20 protein-coding genes are annotated in these 23159 nt (G+C 60.5%); 11 read left to right on the top strand and 9 right to left on the bottom strand.

All coding sequences use genetic code 11. From position 1 onward, the window contains the following. Window positions 1-419 precede the first annotated feature (419 nt). The 5 genes from J0663_RS02025 to J0663_RS02005 all read left to right on the top strand — a co-directional run bounded on the left by J0663_RS02025 (window position 420) and on the right by J0663_RS02005 (window position 5765). Window positions 420-1676, top strand: coding sequence for an ABC transporter substrate-binding protein (locus J0663_RS02025; protein WP_207242818.1), 1257 nt, complete (start codon window positions 420-422; stop codon window positions 1674-1676). 222 nt (window positions 1677-1898) lie between these two features. After that, window positions 1899-2846, top strand: a complete 948-nt coding sequence (locus tag J0663_RS02020; protein ID WP_207242817.1) for a carbohydrate ABC transporter permease — start codon at window positions 1899-1901, stop codon at window positions 2844-2846. A gap of 9 nt (window positions 2847-2855) precedes the next feature. Then, window positions 2856-3695: a carbohydrate ABC transporter permease gene (locus J0663_RS02015; RefSeq protein ID WP_207242816.1), complete on the top strand. Its 840-nt coding sequence runs from the start codon at window positions 2856-2858 to the stop codon at window positions 3693-3695. A gap of 44 nt (window positions 3696-3739) precedes the next feature. Continuing rightward, window positions 3740-4753, top strand: a complete 1014-nt coding sequence (locus tag J0663_RS02010; RefSeq protein ID WP_425504992.1) for a Gfo/Idh/MocA family protein — start codon at window positions 3740-3742, stop codon at window positions 4751-4753. 10 nt (window positions 4754-4763) lie between these two features. After that, window positions 4764-5765: an ABC transporter ATP-binding protein gene (locus J0663_RS02005; RefSeq protein WP_207242814.1), complete on the top strand. Its 1002-nt coding sequence runs from the start codon at window positions 4764-4766 to the stop codon at window positions 5763-5765. Window positions 5766-5905: 140 nt separating this feature from the next. On the opposite strand, the gene J0663_RS02000 is transcribed toward J0663_RS02005, so the two are convergent. The 5 genes from J0663_RS02000 to J0663_RS01980 form a co-directional block, all read right to left on the bottom strand. Continuing rightward, window positions 5906-6967, bottom strand: a complete 1062-nt coding sequence (locus J0663_RS02000) for an ABC transporter ATP-binding protein (protein ID WP_207242813.1) — start codon at window positions 6965-6967, stop codon at window positions 5906-5908. A gap of 12 nt (window positions 6968-6979) precedes the next feature. After that, window positions 6980-7768 carry an ABC transporter permease gene (locus J0663_RS01995; RefSeq protein ID WP_207242812.1) on the bottom strand — a complete coding sequence of 263 codons (789 nt, stop codon included), beginning with the start codon at window positions 7766-7768 and terminating at the stop codon, window positions 6980-6982. Next, the gene (locus J0663_RS01990; RefSeq protein WP_207242811.1) at window positions 7765-8658 is read right to left on the bottom strand and encodes an ABC transporter permease; all 894 of its coding nucleotides are present in this window, start codon (window positions 8656-8658) and stop codon (window positions 7765-7767) included. Before J0663_RS01990 ends, J0663_RS01995 begins: the two co-directional genes overlap by 4 nt. Window positions 8659-8730: 72 nt before the next feature. Beyond that, window positions 8731-9834 carry an ABC transporter substrate-binding protein gene (locus tag J0663_RS01985; RefSeq protein WP_207242810.1) on the bottom strand — a complete coding sequence of 368 codons (1104 nt, stop codon included), beginning with the start codon at window positions 9832-9834 and terminating at the stop codon, window positions 8731-8733. A 189-nt stretch (window positions 9835-10023) separates the two neighbouring features. Further along, a complete protein-coding gene (locus tag J0663_RS01980; RefSeq protein WP_207242809.1) occupies window positions 10024-10896 on the bottom strand; it encodes a MurR/RpiR family transcriptional regulator in 873 nt (290 codons plus the stop codon). A gap of 178 nt (window positions 10897-11074) precedes the next feature. On the opposite strand from J0663_RS01980, the gene J0663_RS01975 reads away from it, so the two are divergent. The 6 genes from J0663_RS01975 to J0663_RS01950 all read left to right on the top strand — a co-directional run bounded on the left by J0663_RS01975 (window position 11075) and on the right by J0663_RS01950 (window position 18703). Further along, on the top strand, window positions 11075-11845 hold the full coding sequence (locus J0663_RS01975; RefSeq protein ID WP_207242808.1) for an N-formylglutamate amidohydrolase: 771 nt from the start codon (window positions 11075-11077) through the stop codon (window positions 11843-11845). Between the two features lie 117 nt (window positions 11846-11962). After that, window positions 11963-13519, top strand: coding sequence for an amino acid permease (locus tag J0663_RS01970; RefSeq protein ID WP_207242807.1), 1557 nt, complete (start codon window positions 11963-11965; stop codon window positions 13517-13519). 148 nt (window positions 13520-13667) lie between these two features. Continuing rightward, window positions 13668-15035: a glutamine synthetase family protein gene (locus tag J0663_RS01965; protein WP_207242806.1), complete on the top strand. Its 1368-nt coding sequence runs from the start codon at window positions 13668-13670 to the stop codon at window positions 15033-15035. Window positions 15036-15239: 204 nt separating this feature from the next. Next, the gene (locus J0663_RS01960) at window positions 15240-16625 is read left to right on the top strand and encodes an aldehyde dehydrogenase family protein (protein WP_207242805.1); all 1386 of its coding nucleotides are present in this window, start codon (window positions 15240-15242) and stop codon (window positions 16623-16625) included. After that, window positions 16622-17776: an iron-containing alcohol dehydrogenase gene (locus J0663_RS01955; protein WP_207242804.1), complete on the top strand. Its 1155-nt coding sequence runs from the start codon at window positions 16622-16624 to the stop codon at window positions 17774-17776. Before J0663_RS01960 ends, J0663_RS01955 begins: the two co-directional genes overlap by 4 nt. A gap of 228 nt (window positions 17777-18004) precedes the next feature. After that, window positions 18005-18703 carry a ParA family protein gene (locus J0663_RS01950; protein ID WP_207242803.1) on the top strand — a complete coding sequence of 233 codons (699 nt, stop codon included), beginning with the start codon at window positions 18005-18007 and terminating at the stop codon, window positions 18701-18703. A 59-nt stretch (window positions 18704-18762) separates the two neighbouring features. On the opposite strand, the gene J0663_RS01945 is transcribed toward J0663_RS01950, so the two are convergent. From J0663_RS01945 to J0663_RS01930, 4 genes are all read right to left on the bottom strand, one after another. Next, window positions 18763-19518 carry an ABC transporter ATP-binding protein gene (locus J0663_RS01945; RefSeq protein ID WP_207242802.1) on the bottom strand — a complete coding sequence of 252 codons (756 nt, stop codon included), beginning with the start codon at window positions 19516-19518 and terminating at the stop codon, window positions 18763-18765. A gap of 1 nt (window position 19519) precedes the next feature. Next, window positions 19520-20359 (bottom strand): ABC transporter permease, encoded by an 840-nt coding sequence (locus J0663_RS01940; RefSeq protein WP_207242801.1) that lies wholly within the window; start codon window positions 20357-20359, stop codon window positions 19520-19522. 21 nt (window positions 20360-20380) lie between these two features. After that, complete coding sequence (locus tag J0663_RS01935) at window positions 20381-21346, bottom strand: aliphatic sulfonate ABC transporter substrate-binding protein (protein ID WP_207242800.1); 966 nt, start codon at window positions 21344-21346, stop codon at window positions 20381-20383. A 165-nt stretch (window positions 21347-21511) separates the two neighbouring features. Next, entirely contained in the window at window positions 21512-22912 is a 1401-nt protein-coding gene (locus J0663_RS01930; RefSeq protein ID WP_207242799.1) for a L,D-transpeptidase, read from the bottom strand. Window positions 22913-23159: the final 247 nt, after the last annotated feature.

Below are 23159 nucleotides of genomic sequence, written 5' to 3'. Positions count from 1 at the left end.
ATTCTGATTTTGTTTGCTAAAATTCCTTAACGAGTTTTTGGAAGCCAAAAAGTTAATTTTCGACTGGACAATTGGTATTTTTTTGGCCTTAATTCGAAAAAAGGGAACAGCGTTTCGAAGCCCACGAAAACCGGCAGCAAAGCCAGCCGGAGCCGCTTCGAGAATGATCAAAGAACGATCCGCCGGCTTGTGGGCCAGTGGTGAATTCCGGGATCCATCGGCTTTCCCACCGTCATTTCGCCGCGCCCGGTGCAGGGCGCGCAGTTCGACCGAGGTGATCCGCTATCGGTCAATCGAGCTTTCGGGGCCGGCAGCCGGCTGGCGGCCCTCCAAGGGGCATTGGGTGTTTCCTCAGACGCGCCAATTGCTTGTTTCAGATCGAAAAACGGCGCATTCGCGCCTGACAACAGGAGAGGGAAATGAAAAACACTGCTCTGAAAAGCTTGCTGCTTGCCTCTAGCCTGCTGACGTCGGCAGGTCTCGTCCATGCCGCCGACGTCACGCTGACGCTCGAAAGCTGGCGTAACGACGACCTGCAGATCTGGCAGGAGAAGATCATTCCGGCGTTCGAAGCAAAGAACCCGGGCATCAAGATCGTCTTCTCGCCGACCGCGCCGACCGAATACAATGCTTCGCTGAACGCCAAGCTCGATGCCGGTTCTGCAGGCGACATCATCACCTGCCGTCCGTTCACCTCGCTCGAGCTCTTCAACAAGAAACAGCTTGTCGACATCACCAGTCTGCCGGGCATGGAGAACTTCTCGCCGGTCGCCAAGGCCGCCTGGACGACCGACGACGGCAAGTCGACCTTCTGCGTGCCGATGGCATCGGTCATCCACGGCTTCATCTACAACAAGGATGCCTTCGACAAGCTCGGCATCTCCGTGCCGAAAACGCAGGACGAGTTCTACGCGGCCCTCGACAAGATCAAGGCTGACGGCACCTATATTCCGCTCGCCATGGGCACGAAAGATCTATGGGAAGCCGCGACCATGGGCTACCAGAACATTGGCCCGAACTATTGGAAGGGTGAGGAGGGCCGCCAAGCCCTGATCGCCGGCAAGCAGAAGCTGACCGATCCTGAATGGGTCAAGCCGTTTGAAGAACTTGCCAAGTGGAAGCCCTATCTCGGTGACGGTTTCGAGGCCCAGACCTATTCGGACAGCCAGAACCTTTTCACGCTCGGCCGCGCCGCCATCTACCCTGCCGGCTCCTGGGAGATTGCGCTCTTCAACACGCAGGCGCAGTTCAGGATGGGCGCCTTCCCGCCGCCGGTTCCGAAGGCCGGCGACCAGGGGTACATTTCCGACCATCCTGATATCGGCGTCGCGCTCAACGCGAAGAGTACGCATCCCGAGGAAGTCAAGAAATTCCTGAGCTGGGTCGCTTCGGCTGAATTCGCCGATCTCTATGCCAACGCGCTGCCCGGCTTCTTCAGCCTGAACTCCCACCCGGTCAAGATGTCCGATCCGCTCGCCCAGGAATTCGTGTCCTGGCGCGGCCCGTACAAGTCGACCGTGCGCTCGACCTACCAGATCCTGTCGCGCGGCACGCCGAACCTCGAAAACGAGACCTGGGTCGAATCGGCCAATGTGATCAACGGCACGGATACGCCGCAGGTTGCTGCCGAGAAGCTGCAGAAGGGCCTCGACAGCTGGTACAAGCCGGCGAAGTAATATGATCGGGGGGCTGCAATCTGCAGTCCCTCATCCGGCCTGCCAACCACCTTCTCCCCACTTGCGGGGAGAAGGTGACTCGAAAGCGACCTCCCAGCCCGACAGAGCATATCAGCAGGGCGCGTTCGCTCTCTTCCCAGGCGGCAGAGAGCTAGGGTGAGGCGCAATGTTTTCCATCTGCGCCCGCAAAATTGCGGCCAGTCGACAGAACAGGCAAAAGCCATGAGCGAAACCCACAACGCGGCCGAAATCGTCCCGATCAAGCGCCCGGTGCGCTGGCACATCGTCATCTTCATGCTGCCTGCGGTGATCATCTATTCCGCCGTCATGGTGCTGCCGCTCATCGAGACGCTCAGGCTTTCGCTCTACAACACGGTCGATGGGCAGCCGGCCTTCGTCGGTCTTGCGAATTTCAAGGTGCTGTTCGGCGACCCGCGCTGGGCGCGAGATTTCTGGAACGCGCTCGTCAACAACCTGATCTTCTTCGTCATCCACATGTGCGTGCAGAACCCGATCGGTATTGCGCTTGCCGCCCTGCTTTCGGTGCCGAAGCTGAAGGGAGTTGCTTTCTATCGTACGGCGATATTCCTGCCGACGCTGCTCTCCTTCGTCATCGTCGGCTTCATCTGGAAACTGATCCTTTCGCCGATCTGGGGTGTCGCGCCCTGGATGCTCGATCTCATCGGCCTGAAATTCCTGTTCGCGCCCTGGCTCGGCAAGCCGGGGTCGGCGCTGATCGCCGTGTCGCTGATCTCCAACTGGCAATATATCGGTATCCCGATGATGTTGATCTATGCAGCGCTTCTCAGCATCCCGGAAGAGGTGATCGAGGCGGCCGAATGCGATGGCGTCACTGGCTGGGCCCAGTTCTGGAAGATCAAGCTGCCGCTCATCCTGCCGGCAATCGGCATCATCTCGATCCTGACCTTCGTCGGCAATTTCAACGCCTTCGACCTGATCTACACGGTGCAGGGGGCGCTTGCCGGGCCCGACATGTCGACCGACATTCTCGGCACGCTGCTCTACCGCACCTTCTTCGGTTTCCAGCTGCAGCTTGGGGACCGCTCAATGGGCGCGACGATCGCCACGGTGATGTTCCTCATCATTCTCGCCGGTGTCTCGCTTTATCTCTTCGTCATCCAGCGGCGCATGCGTCGCTACCAGTTCTGAGGAGCGCGCATGTCCAAGGCACGCACATCTCCGATCCGCACCGGTCTCGTGCATCTGGCGCTCGGCGCCTATACGCTGGTCGCGCTGTTTCCGGTGTTCCTGACCATCGTCAACTCGTTCAAGGATCGCTCCTCGATCTTCCGCGAGCCGCTGATGATACCGACGCCGTCGACCTTCAGCTTGGTCGGCTACCAGACGGTGCTGGGGCAGGGCGATTTCGCCACCTATTTCCAGAACAGCTTCATCGTCACGATCGCCTCGATCTTGCTGGTGCTGCTCTTCGGAGCCATGGCCGCCTTCGCGCTGTCGGAATACCGCTTCCGCGGCAATATGCTGCTCGGGCTCTACATGGCGATCGGCATCATGATCCCGATTCGTCTGGGCACGGTGGCGATCCTGCAGGGCATGGTGGCGGCCGGCCTCGTCAATACGCTGACGGCGCTGATCCTCGTCTATACCGCGCAGGGCATACCGCTTGCGATATTCATCCTGTCGGAATTCATGCGCACGGTTTCGGACGACCTCAAGAATGCCGGGCGCATCGACGGGCTTTCCGAATATGCGATCTTCTTCCGCCTAGTGCTGCCGCTCGTGCGCCCGGCCATGGCGACGGTTGCCGTCTTCACCATGATCCCAATCTGGAACGACCTCTGGTTCCCCCTTATCCTCGCACCTTCTGAAGCCACCAAGACGGTCACACTCGGCTCGCAGATCTTCATCGGCCAGTTTGTCACCAACTGGAATGCGGTGCTGGCGGCGCTGTCGCTTGCGATCCTGCCGATCCTCATCCTCTACGTCATCTTCTCGCGGCAGCTGATCCGCGGCATCACGTCGGGAGCCGTCAAGTGAACCTGGAGAAACCGATCCGTGTCCTCGTTGCCGGTCTCGGCAATATGGGCCGCAGCCACGCGCTCGCCTATCACAACAATCCCGGCTTCGAGATCGTCGGCCTCGTCAATCGCTCGACGCCGGCGCTGGAACCCGAATTGCAGGGCTATACCGTTCATCGCGACTTCATGACGGCGCTTGCCGAGCTGAAGCCGGACCTCTGCTCGATCAATACCTATTCCGACAGCCATGCCGATTATGCCGTCGCTGCTTTCGAGGCCGGTTGCCATGTCTTCGTGGAAAAGCCGCTGGCAACCACCGTCGCCGACGCCGAGTGCGTCGTGGCTGCTGCAAAGATTGCGGGGAAAAAGCTGGCGATCGGTTATATCCTTCGCCATCATCCATCCTGGGTGAAGCTGATCGAGGAGGCGCGCAAGCTCGGCCCGCCTTACGTATTCCGCATGAACCTCAATCAGCAGTCCAGCGGTCCGACATGGGCGACGCACAAGTCGCTGATGCGCACGACCTCGCCGATCGTCGATTGCGGCGTCCATTATGTCGACGTCATGTGCCAGATCACCGATGCCAGGGCCGTCGAGGTGCGCGGCATGGGGCTGCGTCTCTCCGACGAGATCGCCCCCGACATGTATAATTACGGTCACCTGCAGGTGCTTTTCGAGGACGGTTCGGTCGGTTGGTACGAGGCGGGCTGGGGGCCGATGATCTCGGAGACCGCCTTCTTCGTGAAGGATGTGATGTCGCCGAAGGGCGCGGTGTCGATCGTCATGGATCCGAACGCAAAGTCGGACAACATCGATACACATACCAAGACATCCGTGATCCGTCTGCACACGGCTGAAACCGGCCCTGACGGCAAATTCATCCGGCCCGACCAGGATATGAGGATGACTGGCGAGCCCGGTCATCAGGCGCTCTGCGACCTGGAACAGGCCTTCATGCTGAGGGCGATCCGCGAGGATCTGAACCTCGACCGCCATATGGCGGATGCTGTGGCGTCGCTGCGCATCTGCCTTGCCGCCGACGAGAGCGTGCGCACCGGCCAGCCGGTCAGATTGTAAGGGAAAGACAGTGGGATCGCTTCAACTCAAATCCATCCGCAAGACCTATGGCACGCATGAGGTGCTGAAAGGCGTCGACCTCGAAGTCAAGGACGGCGAATTCGTCATCTTTGTCGGGCCGTCGGGCTGCGGAAAGTCGACACTGTTGCGCAGCATCGCCGGCCTCGAGGATGTGACATCGGGCGCCGTCGTGATCAACGGCCGCGACGAGACGCTGACACCCCCGGCCAAGCGCGGCATCGCCATGGTCTTTCAGTCCTACGCGCTCTATCCGCACCTCACGGTCAAGGACAATATGGGCCTCGGCCTCAAGCAGGCGGGAACGTCGAAGGACGAGATCGAAAAGCGCGTTGGCAAGGCGTCCGGCATGCTGTCGCTTGCGCCTTATCTGGGGCGGCGGCCAGCCGAGCTCTCCGGCGGCCAGCGGCAGCGCGTCGCGATCGGCCGCGCCATCGTGCGCGAACCGGAACTCTTCCTGTTCGACGAGCCGTTGTCGAACCTCGATGCGGCGCTGCGCGTGCAGACCCGGCTTGAAATCGCCCGGCTGCACCGTAGCCTCAAGGCGACGATGATCTATGTCACCCACGACCAGGTCGAGGCGATGACGCTCGCCGACAAGATCGTGGTGTTGAACGCCGGCGCGATCGAGCAGATCGGCTCACCGATGGAACTGTACAACCGCCCGGCCAATGTCTTCGTCGCCGGCTTCATCGGATCGCCGCAGATGAATTTCATCGCGGCCGAGAAGGTCGGCGATCACAGCGCCAAGACGATCGGCGTGCGCCCCGAACATATGACGCTGTCGCGCGAGCAGGGGAGCTGGGCCGCCAAGGTCGTGCATGTCGAACATCTCGGCGCCGACACGATCATCTATCTGGAATCGGAGCAGTGCGGTCTGCTGACGGCGCGGCTCTTCGGAGAGCACCAGTACGAGCCGGACGAAGTCGTCTACGCGACTCCGGATCAGGAGCGTGTGCATCGCTTCGACGCGGACGATCGGGCGATCCGGTGAGGTGTCCTTTCCCTTCTCCCCGCTGGGGAGAAGAGATTCGCGGCCATGCCTTCGTCCCAAGGCTGCAGTCTCCTGCATCATTCCGAGTAACAAAAAGGCGCCGTTTTGCGGCGCCTTTTGCGTGAGCGGTGCTTGTGAACTCAATCGCGGATGATCAGCAAATCCGCGGCCATGAAGCGCAGCGTCACGGTTTCGCCGGCCTGCGGCGGGGTGACGCCGGGGCTGTTGAACATGTCGAAGGAGATGACGTTGCCGCCGACATTCATCCGGGTGCGGATGACCGAGCCGAGGAAGTGGGCCGAGACGACCTGGCCGGTCAGCGCGGTATCGCTTCGGGCGGTGTCGGAGAGCGAGCCTGCCTCCGGACGCAGCGCCAGCGAGATGGTTTCACCGGCCTTGTGGGCTGCGACCGACTGCTTCAGCGTGATCTTCTGATCGCCGATCTGGATGAGGTTGGCGTCGGGATCGACGACCTTGGCTTCGATGAGGTTCAAGGTGCCGACAAAGGAAGCAACGAAGCGCGTGGCCGGCTTGTTGTAGATCTCGAAGGGCGAGCCGATCTGATCGGCCTTGCCGGCATTCATCACGACGATTCGATCGGAGATCGACAGAGCCTCTTCCTGGTCGTGGGTGACAAAGACGGTGGTGATACCGAGTTGCTGCTGGATCTGGCGGATTTCCTCGCGCAGCGATACGCGGATCTTAGCGTCGAGCGCCGACAGAGGCTCGTCGAGCAGCAGCACCTGCGGCTTGACGGCGAGCGCGCGGGCAAGTGCGACGCGCTGCTGCTGGCCGCCAGACAGCTGGTAGGGGTAGCGGTCGGCCAGATGATCGAGCTTGATCAGGCCGAGCATCTCCTTCACGCGGGCGTCGATTTCGGGCTTCGGCGCGCCGGCGACCTTGAGGCCGAAGGCGACGTTGTCATGCACGGACATGTTCGGGAACAGGGCATAGGCCTGGAAGACCATGCCGATATTGCGCTGGTTGGGCTTCAGCGTGCTCTGATCCTTGCCGTTGATGGTCAACGTGCCGCCGGTAGGGGTCTCGAAGCCGGCGATCATGCGCAGAACGGTCGTCTTGCCGCAGCCGGACGGCCCGAGGAAGGAGATGAACTCGCCCTTCTCGATGTTCATGTTGAAATTCTTGACGACCTGAACCGGGCCGAAGGACTTCTGAATGTTGTTCAGTGTGAGAAAAGACATGAGCCGGTTACCTTAAGCCTTTGCCGGGCGGGCTTTGCCGAAGCGAGAAACGAGGTTGAGCAGGCCCATGCTGAGCCAGGTGATCGAGAAAGCGATGACGGCGAGCGCCGAGGGTTCATAGGCCTTGTTGGCGCCGACGAGCTGCAGGTAGGGGCCGAAGGCCGGGCGGTTGAGCAGGGCGGCGAAGGTGAATTCGCCCATGACGATCGCAAGCGTGATGAAGGCGCCGGACAGCACGCCGCTCATCACGTTCGGAAAGATGCAGCGGAACATGATGGTCGTCCAGCGGGCGCCGAGGCTTTCTGCCGCCTCCGTCAGCGTACGCACATCGATGGCGCGCATGGCGGTATCGACGGCGCGGTACATGTAGGGCAGCGACAGCGTGATATAGGAGAAGACCAGCAGGGCGTTAGTGCCGGTCGTCGAACCCGTCAGCGGCAGATACGACGAGGAATTGTACATTCTGAGGTAGCCGAAGACGATGACGATCGCCGGAATGACGAGCGGCATCAGCGTGATGAATTCGACGACCGGGCGCATCTGCGGCAGGCGCAGCCGCACCCAATAGGCCGTCGGCACGACCAGCAGCATGCCGAAGACGATGGTGAGCAACGCCATCAGCATGGAGTAGCCGAAGGTTTCGCGGAACTGAATGTCCGAGAAGACTGATGCATAGGCATCCAGGCTGTATTCACCGCGGCGCATGCGCAGCGAAAACTCGATGGTGCCGATCAGCGGGATGATGAAATAGGATGCGCCGAGAATGATCGCGATCCAGGCCCCCAAGCGTTGCGTTTTCATTTTTGCCACCTCTCGGCGCGCATGCGCAGCATGAGGTAAAGGATGTTGGACACGCCTGTGATGACGATCATGCCGAGGGCGATGGCGTAACCGAGGTTGGGATTGTGCAAAACGTCGCCGCGGATCTGCGCGTAGAGCAGGATCGGCACGATGTTGAGCGAGCTGCCAGTCAGCGCGAAGGCGGTCGCAATGGCGCCGAAGGCGTTGGCGAAGAGCAGCAACGTGGTGCCGAGCAGGCTCGGCCAGAGGATCGGCAGCGCGACCATCGTCCAATATTGACGGTTGGTGGCGCCGAGAATCTCGGAGGCTTCACGCCATTCCTTCTTCATTCCATCCAGCGCCGGGGTCAGGATCAGCACCATCAGCGGAATCTGGAAATACATGTAGGTGATGGTGAGGCCGAAGAAGGACAGCAGGTTGAAGCCGGTGCCATAGAGATTGAAGCCGAACCATTCCCGCAGGAAAACCGTCACGAGGCCGGTGCGGCCGAGCGTCGCCAGGAAGGCGAAGGCAAGAGGCACGCCGGCGAAATTCGAGGCGACGCCGGAGAAGGTTAGGAGCGTCGAGCGCACGGAGGCGGGCAGTCCGCCGAGCACGACGGCCCAGGCCAGGAAGAAGCCGATCAGCGCGCCGCCAAGAGCGGAGGCCACCGAGACCTTGATACTGATCCAGTAGGCGCTCATGATCGATGGCGTAAAAAGGTCGCCGATATTCTTCAGCGTGAAATCGCCCTCGGGCGTCAGGAACGCGCCCGCCACAAGATAAAGCGTTGGGATGATCAGAAACAGCAGAGAGAAAATAATGAAGGGCGCAATGCCCAGCCAGTCGATCACGCGATCTTTGCTGATCAAGGGGGTGCTGCCCACCATCGGCGTTGAAACGGTACTCATGAAAAGCTCATCCAGGGGCGTCGGAGTGAGAAAACCTCCCCGCCTTTTGGGGCGGGGAGGCCGGATCGGATATTACTTAACGTTGGCGCCGACGACGGAATCCCAGTTCTTGGTAATGGTCTCCTTGCCAGCTGCCTGCTCTTCGAGTGTCGGGAAGACGGCCTTTTCATAGGCTGCTGCCGGCGGCAGCTTGTCGAGCAGTTCCTTCGGGATCTTGTTGTTCTTGGCAAGATCGTTGAAGCGGATCGGATGGCAATAGCCCTTAAGCCAGCCGAGCTGACCTTCGTCGGAATAGAGATATTCCATCCAGAGCTTGGCAGCGTTCGGGTGCGGAGCGAAGGCGGAAATCGCCTGGACATAAACGCCGGCGACGACGCCCGTCTTCGGAACGACGACTTCGAAGGGAGGATTGCCCTTCAGGCTTTCACCCCAGGACAATGCGTTGTAGTCCCAGGCTATGATGATTGGTGTGGAGCCCTGCGCGAAGGGAGCGGCCTTACCGACGACGGGCACGAAGTTGCCGACCTTATTCAGCTCGGCGAAGAACTTCAGGCCTTCTTCGCCCGCCTTGGCAGCGTCACCGCCGGATGCAGAAAGACCGGCAGCATAAACGCCCTGAACAGCCTGGTTGGCGGTGCGCGGATCACCTGCCAGAGCGACGCTGTTTGCGTAATCGCTCTTCTTCAGGTCGGCCCAGTCAGCCGGCGATTCCTTGATGAGATCCTTATTCACGAGGAACGAGAGAACGCCATAGTAGTCGCCGTACCAGTAGCCTTCCGGATCTTTTGCGGTGTCCGGGATCGAATCCCAGGTGGAGACCTTGTAAGGCTGGATCAGACCGTCCTTCTTGGCGGACGGGCCGAAGGAGAGGCCGACGTCGATGACGTCGGGAGCCTGCGGGCCGGTGTTGCCCTTGTTGGCCTTGATCGCTTCGATTTCGTCGCCCGAGCCGGCATCGGGGTTCAGCTCGTTGACCTCGAGGCCGTACTTGGCCTTGAAGCCGGCAATGACCTCGCCGTAGCCGCACCAGTCGTGCGGGAGAGCGATCGTGGTCAGCGTGCCTTCCTTCTTGGCGGCGGCGATCAATTCTGCGCTCGGTTCTGCGGCGGCAATCGCGGTCGAAGCCACGATCATCGCAGTAGAAAGCGACAGGAGTCGAGAAATGTTAGAGATCACTGTTGTACTCCTTCGGTTTTCAGTGTCTGGCGATGCTGTTAATCAGCTTGCATGAAGCTTGTGTGACGGTTGAATGACGTTAATTTTGTCGGAATAGCAGGCGCTTGTGGCTGATGTTTCATTTGCGACGGCATCGTTCACTTCCGCCAAGTCCGCGATTGTTTTTCCCTCTCTTTTAGTCTTGCCCTCTTAACCTGGTTTGCGGAAAAGCCTGCTCTGCTCGAACAGCCCTTCAAGCGTCTTCATGCGCTCCTTCGTCTCGTCCCAGGTGGAGTTCTGGACGGCTTCAATCAGAGCCTCGACGATGAAAAGTGTGACGACCGATGAGTCCCAGGCCGACGGCGCTTCGATGCGGACGCGGAAAGCGTGCCGGGCGAGTTTGGCGGCAGGCGAGGCCCATTGGTCGGTGAAGACGACGATTTCGGCGCCGCGCTTGCGAGCGGCGGTGGCAAGGCTGACCATTTCCTGCTCATAGCGGCGGATATCGAAGATGATCAGGATGTCGCCGGCGTTCATGTTGAGGGCATATTGCGGCCAGCTGCTGGAATTGGACGACAGCAGTGTTGTGGCCGGCCGGATGACCTGCATATGGGTGAAGAAATACTCGGCCAGCGCGCCGGTGATGCGGCCGCCGACGAAATAGAGGCCGCGCTTGCGGTCCGACAGCAGCGAGGCGACGCTGTCGAAAGTTGCGGTATCGAGGTCGGTCAGCGTCTGGCGCAGATTGCCCATGATGGCATCGGCGAAGCGGTTGAGGATATGGGTGCCCGGCGCGTTCTGCGCCCAGCGGTCATGCTTGGCGATGGGGTTGGAGATCGTCGCCTCGACCTCTTGATGCAGGCGCGCCTGAAAATCGGGATAGCCCTTGAAGCCCAGCTTCTGCACCATTCGCACGACGGTCGGCGTGGAAACGCCAGCGTTCTCCGCGATGGTGGTGATGCTGCCGAGGCCGGAAACCGGATAATTGTCGAGCAGGCTTTCCGCCAACTGCTTCTCAGCACGCGTCAATACGCCAAGATGCGAATGTATGACGTCCGAAACCGTCTTCGACGCGGTGGTCACGTGACTTTGCTCCCCGGGGGTGGTCTGGCGCCACTCTCCCGACCAAAGTTAACAACGCTGTCACAATCCATGTCAACCACTGTCATGAAAAGAAATTTTCAGCGGATGCTTGACAGTCGCCAAAAGCTGAAGAATTCTTTTCTTATAAAGCCTTTATTAAGGGATAGGAGAGGCGCCTTTGGTGCTGGCCCGGCCGAAAATCCTCAGCGAAGCGGATGGCGATTGCGTCGGGATAGAACGCATCGAAGGCCGGAGCCCCGTGTTGCTCGTCTGCGAGCACGCTTCGAAAACGCTTCCTGCCCGCTTCGGCGATCTCGGCCTGCCCAACGAAGCGCTGTCAAGCCACATCGCCTGGGATCCGGGTGCGCTCGCGGTTGCCCGCGGCATGTCGCAGGCACTCGACGCGACGCTCGTCTACCAGCGCTTCTCCCGGCTGATCTACGACTGCAACCGGCCGCCAAGTTCACCGGGCGCCATGCCGGAGACCAGCGAGATCTTTGCCATTCCGGGCAACAAGGATCTGACTGCCGAGGAACGTTTGGCGCGCACCGACGCGCTATATGTGCCCTTCCACGACGCCATTCGGGGGCTGATCCGCGACCGGCGGGCGAGGGGACAGGACAGCATCATCGTAACGATGCACAGTTTCACGCCGGTCTATCATGGCCGGCAACGCGCCGTCGAACTCGGCATATTGCACGACGAGGACAGTCGGCTCGCTGACCGGATGCTTGATGCCGCGGCCGATGCGCCGCTTTACAGGACTGAACGCAACCAGCCTTACGGGCCCGAGGACGGCGTGACCCACACGCTGATCCTGCACGGGCTTTCGAACGGCTTGCGCAATGTGATGATCGAGGTCCGAAACGACCTCATCGCAGACGATAGCGGCCAAGGGGTCATGGCAGACTATCTGACAGGGCTTCTCCAACAAAGCCTGGAAGCCTGACATAAAAAGAAGACCTAAGGGAGCAGTTATCTGCGGACGTCCGCATGGCGAAAATGCCGCGGGCAATTGGTACTGAACAGGCCGCAATCCCGCGGCCATCGTCAACAGGGGGAAGTCATGTCGGATTATACCGAATTGGACAAGAAGCAGGATGTTCACATCCTGCATTCGATGGGCTATGCCCAGGAACTCGAACGGCGAATGAGCTCATTCTCGAATTTCGCCGTATCGTTTTCCATCATCTGCATTCTCTCCGGCGGCATCAATTCGCTGGCGCAGGCGACCGCCGGTGCCGGCGGAGCGGCGATCGGCATCGGCTGGCCTGTGGGATGCTTCATCTCGCTCGTCTTCGCCGTCGCCATGGCACAGATCAGCTCCGCCTATCCGACGGCCGGCGGCCTCTATCACTGGGGTTCGATCCTCGGCAACCGCTTCACCGGCTGGCTGACCGCCTGGTTCAACCTGCTCGGTCTCGTCACCGTGCTCGGCGCCATCAACGTCGGCACTTATTATTTCTTCATGGGGTCCTTCGGCACCACTTATCTCGGTCTGACGGACACGATCACGGTGCGGATCATTTTCCTCATCATCATCACCGGTGCGCAGGCGCTGGTAAACCACATGGGCATCGGATTGACCGCGAAGCTGACCGATTTTTCGGGTTATCTGATCTTCGCGACCTCGATCGCGCTGGCGGTCGTCTGCCTCATCGCGGCCCCTTCCTATGAAATCGGCCGCCTCTTCACCTTCGCCAACTATTCCGGCGAAGCCGGCGGCAATGTCTGGCCGTCCACCTCCGGTGCCTGGGTCTTCCTTCTCGGCCTGCTGCTGCCGATCTACACCATCACCGGCTATGACGCCTCGGCGCATACGTCTGAGGAGACGGTCAAGGCCGCCCATTCCGTCCCACGCGGCATGGTGGCCTCGGTCCTGTGGTCAGCGCTATTCGGCTATATCATGCTGTGCGCCTTCGTGCTGATGCTGCCGAACATGGACGATGCGGCAAAACAGGGCTGGAACGTGTTCTTCTGGGCGATGGACAGCCAGGTGAACCCGGTCGTCAAGGATCTCCTATATCTTGCGATCTTCGTCAGCCAATGGCTGTGCGGCCTTGCGACCGTCACCTCGGTCTCCCGCATGATCTTCGCCTTCTCGCGTGACGGCGGCCTGCCGGCCTCCAAGGCGCTGTCAAAGGTCAGCCCGCAGTACCGTACCCCGGTGGCCGCGATCTGGACGGGCTCGATCCTGTCGGTGCTGTTCGTCTGGGGCTCATCGCTGGTTACGATCGGCGACACGCCGGTTTACACGATCGTCGTCTCGTGCACGGTCATCTTCCTGTTCTTCTCGTTCGCGATACCGATCACGCTCGGCCTCTTCGCCTGGGGCACGTCGAAGTGGGACAAGGTGGGCCCGTGGAACCTCGGAGAGGGCGTCTTCAAGCTCTTCGCGGTGCTGTCGATCATAGCGATGATCCTGATCTTCATTCTCGGCATCCAGCCGCCGAACCAATGGGCGCTCTATATCACCGTCGGCTTCCTCGTGGTCACCGGCATCGTCTGGTTCGGCTTCGAGAGCCGCCGCTTCAAGGGACCGCCGATCGGCGCCGACGTGGCGAAGCGCCAGGCCGAAATCGCAGCAGCCGAGGCGGCCGTCGGCGAAAGCGGCGAACGCTAAGCATCGAGGCTTCCCTCTCAACCGGCGGGGCCGCATCCTGCGGCCCCATCACCGGTTCAACGAAAAGGCATCGGGCCACGGTTCCGGCCGAGCGTATGCGATTTCGTTGCCCCGATTTTCTTCAATTCCAATCTCAGGCGGATCAATCATGAGCAGCAGCTACACAATCGACGATCTCAGGAAGGACGTTGCCGAAGGGCGCATCGATACGGTTCTCGCCTGCCAGGTGGACATGCAGGGCCGGCTGATGGGTAAGCGCTTCCAGGCTGAATATTTCGTCGAAAGCGCCTGGAAGGAAACGCACAGCTGCAACTACCTGCAGGCGACTGACATAGAGATGGAAACCGTCTCCGGCTACAAGGCAACGAGCTGGGAGAAGGGATACGGCGACTATACGATGAAGCCGGATCTTTCGACACTGCGCCGCATTCCCTGGCTCGAGGGTACCGCGCTGGTGCTCTGCGACGTGCTCGACCATCACACTCATGAAGAGGTCGCCCATTCGCCACGCGCGATCCTGAAGAAGCAGGTGAAGCGCCTCGAAGACATGGGCATGAAGGCCTATATGGCCTCGGAGCTCGAATTCTTCCTGTTCGACCAGAGTTATGAGGCCGCGCATGCTTCGGGCTACCGCAATCTGAAGCTCGCCAGCGCCTATAACGAGGACTACCACATCTTCCAGACCACCAAGGAGGAAGAGGTGATGCGGGCGATCCGCACCGGCCTGCAGGGTGCCGGCATTCCGGTCGAGAACTCCAAGGGCGAGGCCTCGGCCGGCCAGGAGGAGATCAACGTGCGTTACGCCGATGCGCTCGCCATGGCCGATCGGCATGCGATCATCAAGAATGGCTGCAAGGAGATTGCCTGGTCGAAGGGCAAAGCCATCACTTTCCTTGCCAAGTGGAACTACAATGCCGCCGGTAGCTCCTCCCATATCCACCAGTCGCTGTGGAGCCTTGAGGAAAAGCCGCTATTCTTCGACCATACCGGCAAATACGGCATGTCGCCGCTGATGCACAATTACGTTGCCGGACTTCTCGCCCATGCGAGTGAGATCACCTATTTCCTGGCGCCTTACATCAATTCCTACAAGCGCTTCATGGCCGGCACCTTCGCTCCGACCAAGGCGATCTGGAGCAAGGACAACCGTACCGCCGGCTATCGCCTTTGCGGCGAGGAGACGAAGGGGATCCGCATCGAATGCCGCGTCGGCGGCTCCGATCTCAATCCCTATCTCGCATTCGCAGCGCTGCTCGCCGCCGGCATCGACGGGATCGAGAACAAGCTGGAACTCGAAGCCCCCTTCGTCGGCGACGCCTATGGCGGCAAGGACATTCGGGAGATCCCGCGCACGCTGCGTTCGGCGGCGATTGCGATGACGGAATCGGCAATGCTGCGCAAAGCCTTCGGCGACGAGGTGATTGACCATTACACCCGCGCTGCCGAATGGGAGCAAGAGGAATACGACCGCCGCATCACCGATTGGGAAGTGGCGCGCGGTTTCGAAAGAGCTTAATAGGCATTTGCGGGGTTGCCCCTCACCCTAACCCTCTCCCCCGTAAAAAACGGGGAGAGGGGACTTGCCATGCGAGACGTTGCGGGGGAACCGAAAGGTTGCGGCATATCCCCTTCGCCCCGTTTGCGGGGAGAAGGTGCCGGCAGGCGGATGAGGGGCTGTCGCCCACCAATTTTGAAATGATACGAGGACAGGAAATCGATCATGGCAATGATCCAATGCATTTCACCGGTCGACGGATCGGTTTACGCGGAGCGTCCGGCGCTTTCGCTCGATGCCGCCAAGGATGTGGTGGCGCGCGCCCGCAAGGCGCAGAAGGCCTGGGCGAGGCGGCCGCTTGAAGAGCGCGTTCAGCTCGTGCTGAAGGGCGCCGCGCGGCTGAACGAGATGTCGGACGTCGTCGTGCCGGAGCTTGCCTGGCAGATGGGGCGGCCGGTGAAGTACGGCGGCGAATACAGGGGCTTCAACGAGCGCTCCAACTATGTCGCCTCGATCGCGGCTGACGCGCTGGCCCCGCTCGTCGTCGAAGAAAGCGACCGTTTCGAACGCCGCATCGAGCGCGAAGCGCATGGCGTCGTCTTCGTCGTCGCGCCGTGGAACTATCCCTATATGACGGCGATCAACACGATCGCGCCGGCGCTGATGGCCGGCAATACGGTCGTTCTGAAACACGCCTCCCAGACCTTGCTCGTCGGCGAACGGCTGGTACAGGCCTTCGTCGAGGCGGGTGTTCCGGACGAAGTATTCCAGAACGTCTTTCTCGATCATGAAACGACGTCGGCACTAATTGCTGCCGGCAGCTTCAACTTCGTCAATTTCACCGGATCGGTCGAAGGCGGTCGCTCGATGGAGCGGGCCGCCGCCGGCACCTTCACCGGCCTCGGCCTCGAGCTCGGCGGCAAGGATCCGGGTTACGTCATGGAAGACGCCGATCTCGATGCGGCCGTCGACACGCTGATGGATGGCGCCACCTATAATTCCGGCCAGTGCTGCTGCGGCATCGAGCGCGTCTACGTGCATGAATCGCTCTACGACGCTTTCGTCGAGAAATCGGTTGCCTGGGTGTCGAACTACAAGCTTGGCAACCCGCTCGATCCCGAGACGTCGCTTGGGCCGATGGCGAACAAGCGTTTCGCCAAGGTGGTGCGCGAGCAGATCGCCGATGCGGTCTCCAAGGGCGCCAAGGCGCTTGTCGATCCCAAGCTTTTCCCTCAGGACGATGGCGGCGCCTATCTCGCACCGCAGGTCCTCGTCGATGTCGATCATTCCATGGCCTTCATGCGCGAAGAGACTTTCGGTCCGGCAGTCGGCATCATGAAGGTGAAAAGCGACGAGGAGGCTCTCGCTTTGATGAATGACAGCCAGTACGGGCTGACGGCCTCGCTCTGGACCAAGGATGTCGAGCGGGCTGCGCGTCTCGGCCGCGACATCGAAACCGGCACCGTTTTCATGAACCGCGCGGACTATCTCGATCCGGCGCTCTGCTGGACCGGCGTCAAGGAGACCGGCCGCGGCGGCTCGCTGTCGATCATCGGCTTCCAGAATCTGACGCGTCCGAAATCCTTCCACCTGAAGAAAGTGACAGCATGAGCAGCAGCAACATCACAGCAAACTGGAGCTATCCGACATCGGTCAAGCTCGGCCGGGGCCGCATCAAGGAACTGGCCGATGCCTGCAGGAGCCTCGGCATCAAGAAGCCGCTGCTCGTCACCGACCGTGGCCTCGCCTCAATGGCAATCACCAAGAATGCACTCGACATCCTCGAGGATGCCGGTCTTGGCCGGGCGATCTTCGCTGACGTCGATCCGAACCCGAACGAGAAGAACCTCGAGGCCGGCGTCAAGGCTTTCAAGGACGGCGGCCATGACGGCGTCGTGGCCTTCGGCGGCGGTTCTGGCCTCGATCTCGGCAAGTGCGTGGCCTTCATGGTCGGCCAGTCGCGGCCCGTCTGGGATTTCGAAGATATCGGCGATTGGTGGACGCGCGCGAGCGTCGAGGGCATCGCGCCGATCGTCGCCGTGCCGACGACGGCCGGTACCGGTTCGGAAGTCGGCCGCGCCAGCGTCATCACCAATTCCGAAACGCATGTGAAGAAGATCATCTTCCATCCGAAGTTCCTGCCGGGCGTCGTCATCTCCGATCCGGAACTGACGGTCGGCATGCCGAAGATCATTACCGCCGGCACCGGCATGGACGCTTTCGCGCATTGCCTGGAAGCCTATTCCTCGCCCTTCTATCATCCGATGTCAGCCGGCATCGCGCTCGAAGGCATGCGGCTCGTCAAGGAATTCCTGCCGCGCGCCTATCGGGAAGGCACCGATCTCGAAGCTCGTGCCAACATGATGTCTGCTGCTGCCATGGGCGCGGTCGCCTTCCAGAAGGGGCTCGGCGCCATCCATGCGCTGTCGCACCCGATCGGCGCCGTCTACAACACTCATCACGGCATGACCAATGCGGTTGTCATGCCGGCGGTGTTGCGCTTCAACCGCGCCGCGATCGAGGAGAAGATCGGCCGGGCGGCTGCTTATCTCGGCATTTCAGGTGGTTTCGACGGTTTCTATGACTATGTGCTGAAGCTCCGCTCCGATCTCGGCGTGCCGGAGACGCTGACGGCGATGGGAATCGCGCCCGACCGCATCGACGAGTTGTCTGCCATGGCGATCGAGGACCCAAGTGCCGGCGGCAATCCGGTGCCGATGACGCTGGAAAATACCAAGGGGCTTTTCAGAGATTGCTTCTGACGATTTGAAATCAGACCTGCAGGTAGGCCCGGAAAGTCTTCTCTTTCCGGGCCTTTTCATATCCACGCATCGCCAATTTTAGGGATATGAAAAATACCGGCTGCAATTTCGCCGCGCGCGTTTGGAATTTGTTAACCATGATTGTAAAGGATGGATTAACCGCACGATGCTCCGAAAGTGCGCTAAAGAGCGATACCGGCTCGCGCCATTCCCCTCCGAGGACCGAACATGCCAGTCATTACATTCGCAAACACCAAGGGCGGCGCCGGCAAGACGACAGCTGTTCTCCTGCTCGCCACCGAGCTTGCTCGCAAGGGTTACCGCGTCACCATTCTCGACGCCGATCCGCAGCACTGGATTTCACGCTGGCACGAAATATCGGGTCATGTCCCCAATGTTTCGGTGATCGATTTCGTGACCACTGCGTCGCTGCCCCAGCATATCAGCGAGAACAAGCACAATACCGACTATTTTATCGTCGACCTGCCAGGCGCTCGCAACCCGCTGCTTGCCACCGCCGTCGGCCTCTCCGACCACGTGCTGATCCCGATACAGGGCTGCGCGATGGATGCGCGCGGCGGCGCGCAGGTGCTCGAACTGCTGCAGTATCTGGATGAGAAGGCGGGCATCAAGATCGGCCATTCGGTGGTTTTAACCCGCGTCAACTCGATGGTGACGACGCGGGCGCTGCAACTCGTCAAGTCGCTGCTCAGCGAGCGGCACGTGCCGGTGCTGGATACCGCGATCATCGAACGCTCGGCCTTCCGCGATATCTTCGACTGTGGCGGCACGCTGCACACGATCGACCCCACGCGTGTCAGCAATCTCGACAAGGCGCGTGAGAACGCAACCTGTTTTGCCGAGGAAATGATGCGTAAATTGCCGGTCAGGCCGACGGCTTCCGCCCGCATGGCGACGGCGGCCTGACAGTTTCCTGCATTCTCGAATGAAATGCGTCCGGTCGGCCCGCGACGCATTTTGTTTTTTCAGGTGATTGCCGTGCGGCCGCCATCATCGAGCGAATGAGCCAGAAGGGCGGAAAGGCGCCTTTTGACGATAGCCAATTCGTCGGACATGCGATTGCGTTGCCGCGGGAGCTTTACATCGACCACCTCAAGAATGCGTCCCGGCCAGGGGCGCATCACGACCACGCGATCCGCCAGAAAAGCCGCCTCTTCGATGTCGTGCGTGACCAGCAGCATCGTCGTGGCATTCGCACGCCAAAGGTCGATCAAATGATCCTGGAGCTCGACGCGCGTCATCGCATCGAGCGCGGAGAAAGGTTCGTCCAACAACAGCACGGCCGGTTTTGTCACGAGGGCGCGCGCCAAGGCCACACGTTGAGCCTGGCCGCCGGACAGTTCTTTGATCCAGCGTCGTTCGTAGCCGCGAAGGCCGATCTTTTCCAGGGCGGCCGATACCTGCTCATCCCGCTCGCCGCCTGGGAGATGGCGCAGGCCGAAACCGATATTGTCGGCGACCGTCAGCCAGGGAAAGAGGCGAGGTTCCTGGAAGACGATGTTCACCAGCGGGTCCGGTTCCGTCAGGCGCCGCCCCTCCAGGCTGATGTCGCCTTGTGTGGGGGCTTCCAGCCCCGACAACAGCCTCAGAAGAGTACTCTTGCCGCAACCCGAGCCGCCGATGACTGCAACCAGCTCCCCCTTTCCGATGCTTAAGGAAAAGTCTTGCAGCGCATGCGTTCCGTTGGGATAGATCTTGGATAGAGAACTTACATCGAGCATGTCAGATCCCGCTCGTATGGCTGTCGCGCCAGCGCAGGAACCGCGCGGTGGTAATCAGAAGCAGGCTGTCGGTCGCCTTGCCGACAACGGCAAAAATCAAGATGGCAGCCAGAATCTGATCCGGCTTTCCGAGCTGCTGGCCATCCACAAGCAGATATCCGAGCCCTTCCGAGGCGCCCATAAATTCCGCCGCGACGACGAACATCCAGCCGAGACCCAGACCTGCGCGCAGGGCCAGGATAAAGTCCGGGAGGACAGCCGGCAGCAGGATGAGACGAATGAGCTCGAAGCCGGAAAGGCGAAAGACGCGGCCGACCTCGACGATGCGCCTGTCGACGCCCGTGACGGCGCCATAGACCCCGAGATAAACAGGGAAGAAGACCCCGACGGCAATCAGTGCGACTTTGGAGCCCTCGAAGATGCCGAACCACAAAATGAACAGCGGCACCCAGGCAATTGACGGAATGGCTCTCAAGGCCTGCAGCGTCGGATCGAGCAGGCGCGCGAGCAGTTTGGAGTAGCCGGTCAGCGCCCCGAGCACCGTCCCGGTCAAAGAGCCGAAGGCAAACCCGATCGCCACTCTGCGCAGCGTCGCACCGACATGCGTTGACAGATCGCCTGATGCCGCGAGCGTATAGACAGCATAGAGAATTTTCGAAGGCGGGGGCATCAGGCGGCCACCGATGATTCCCTCATGGACGAGGATTTCCCAGGCGGCAAACAACGCAACCGGAAACAGGAACCCAACGATCGGATGATCGAAAGGCGAAACCCGGCGCTGCCGGGTCTGCCTTGCTGTTTCTGTATTGCGCCATGACAGCGCGATGTCGACCAACGACATGGGACTATGTTTCCTATCGCGTCACTGGCCGAGAGCGGCGGCGTAGCTGGGATCGATGAGCTCGGATACGGCCTTGCTGACATCGACATCTGCCTTGATGACATCGGCTTTTTGCAAAGCGAGGCCTGCGGCTTGGATCGTCTCGCGCTGCGCATCGCCGATCACGGAGTAGCCGAGGTTCGTGCGCTCCAGCTGGCGATCGATTACGGTTTCGGGCAGCTTGGTGGCGGCGACGAGGGCGGCTTTGAGCTTGGCCGGATCTTGCAGAGCTTCACCGCGTGCCTTCTCGTAGGAGACAAGCACGCGTTTGATGATATCGGGATGGGCGGCGGCAAACTCTTCGCGCACGTTGAGAACGCCCCAGCTGTTGTTGTCGGGCTTGCGATAAAAGAGCACGTCACCATCTTCAGTCTCGGCGGAGGCCATGATCGGATCGAGGCCGGCCCAAGCGTCGACATCACCGCGCTTCAATGCAAGGCGGCCATCCGCATGCTGGAGCAGAACAAGCGAAACATCCTTTTCGGTCAGACCTGCATCAGCGAGGGCGCGGACCAGGAAAATATGCGGATCTGTGCCGCGCGTCACGGCGATCGACTTGCCCTTAAGGTCCTCGACCTTGGCAATGCCGGTGTCCTTGCGTGTGACGAGCGCGGTCCATTCCGGGCGTGAATAGACATAGACGGATTTGATCGGGTTGCCGTTGATACGGCCGATCAGGGCAGCCGCGCCCGCAGTCGAGCCGAAGTCGAGCGAGCCGGCATTCAGGAATTCCAGCGCCTTGTTGGAGCCGGCGGACTGGACCCAGGTAACCTTGATCCCGTCCTTTTCGAACTCTTTCTCGAGGATGCCTTCATCCTTCAGGATGAGGCTGACGGGGTTGTAGGTCGCCCAGTCCACCCGAATTTCCGAGACGTCGGCGGCTTGCGCGGTTCCGACCACGACCAGACCTGCCAAAGCGCTCAAAGCTAAACGAACAAATAATTTCATGGTGCCCTCCAAAAGGTTATGAAGGGAAACTACAGATTTAATAGATTTTGGCGTGTTCTCAGGTTCCAAACTTTGGGACCCGAGAAGCAAATTTGTACTGCCGCCGTGGGCCGAGCTAGATTGTTGTGTCAAATGACGGGGGGTGCCGACCCGCCGGTGTCCTCGTCAATCAACGAATTCCACCGTCACCCCTGGTTTGACCATCTTGGCAAGCTCGGTGGCATCCCAGTTGGTCAAGCGGATGCAGCCGTGGCTCTGGGTGCGGCCGATCTTGGAAGGATCGGGCGTGCCGTGAATGCCGTAGGTGGGCTTGGAGAGCGCCATCCAGACGGTGCCGACCGGGCCGTTCGGGCCAGGGGGAATGTTGAGAATCTTGTCGTTGGCACCCTGCTGGAAATTGATCTTCGGGTTGTAGGTATAACCGGGATTGAGGGCGACGCGTTCGACTGTCACCGTGCCTGACGGCGAGGGCGTGTCGGTGGAGCCGATGGATGCCGGATAGGCGGCCAGCAGATTGCCGGCGCCATCATAGGCGAAGACCTGCTTGCGACCCTTGTCGGCGATGATGCGGGCAACCTCGCCGGATTTCGGTTCGCCGGGATTGACGACCTTGATCACCGTACCGGGAACGCTGAAATCGGCGCCCGGGTTCATTTCCTTGAGGAAGGCCTCATCCATGTGGAAGCGCTCGGCGAGCATTTCCGTGGTCGAGGTGTAGGCGAGCGACGGCAGCAGCGCCTTCTGCGAATAATCTTCTGGGATCTGGGCGACGAAGGGGCCGGCCGCATCTGCTGGGGTGATCGTGTAGCTGACCACGGGCAGACCGCCGTTCATGCGCAGCTCTTCCAGAATGGCATCGGTGTCATTGGGGTCGAGATTTGACCCCGTCATCTGATTATAGGCATAAATGCCCTTGGTGACGTTCGAACCCATGTGCCCGTCGATGACGCCAGGAGAGATGCCGGCGCGGTCGAGGAAGACCTGCAGCGCGACGATCTCGGGCTTCGACTTGTTCTTCAGCGTGATCACCGGTTCGTCAGGCGCGGCCTTCGGCGCGTCGGCGGGCGGGATCTGCTGATCGGGATCGATCGAAGCGTAATCGTCCCCCGACGAAGGATTGCCGATGCTGTTGTCGTCCGGATAAGGCTCCTCGCCGAGCGGCAGGCGTTCGATCGCCGCATCGCGCGGAATTCCGCCGGTGACGGCGCCCCGCTCGGAATAACGCGTATCGCCGTAGGGATTGTCATCGGCATAGTAGGGATCATTGCCGCCCTCGTCGGAGTAGACTTCGCGAGGACCGGGGCGGGGTGGGTAATAACCTCGGGCACGCATTTCGGTGGCGACGATATTCCCATAGGCGTCGATCAACACGCGATTGCCGCTGCGGTCGCGGGCATAGGCAAAGCCGCGTGGGACATAATCGAGGATTTCGCCGTTGGGCGTGACCAGCACGATGTCGCTCTGGCGGCGGTCGCGGAACTGCTGTGCGCCTGCCTCAGGGGATATGACGGCAAAGGCTGCCAGCACGGCCGCAAGCGAAAATGCCGACTTCAAAAAGCGATTCACGTCTCACACCTCGAACAGTGACTGGGCCGACACACACCCGCGAATCTTGACGCTAGTGTGGAATTTATGAAAGCGTGCTGAACAAAATATGAAAATCACTAAGATTTCCTTTTACTCATAAACGTTTGCGTCTCGGCGTCAGTTCCGCAAAATCCACGGTTGCAGCAAAAGCGCAAGAGGGGAATGGGGCCGATTGACGAAAGACGGCGCGAAACCTAACGCTACCGCGGCCGACAAATCCCCGAGG

Source organism: Rhizobium lentis, from assembly GCF_017352135.1.
GTDB classification, from domain to species: Bacteria; Pseudomonadota; Alphaproteobacteria; order Rhizobiales; family Rhizobiaceae; genus Rhizobium; species Rhizobium lentis.
Note: the sequence above shows the minus strand (reverse complement) of the source record. Positions and strands in the feature narration are given on the sequence as shown.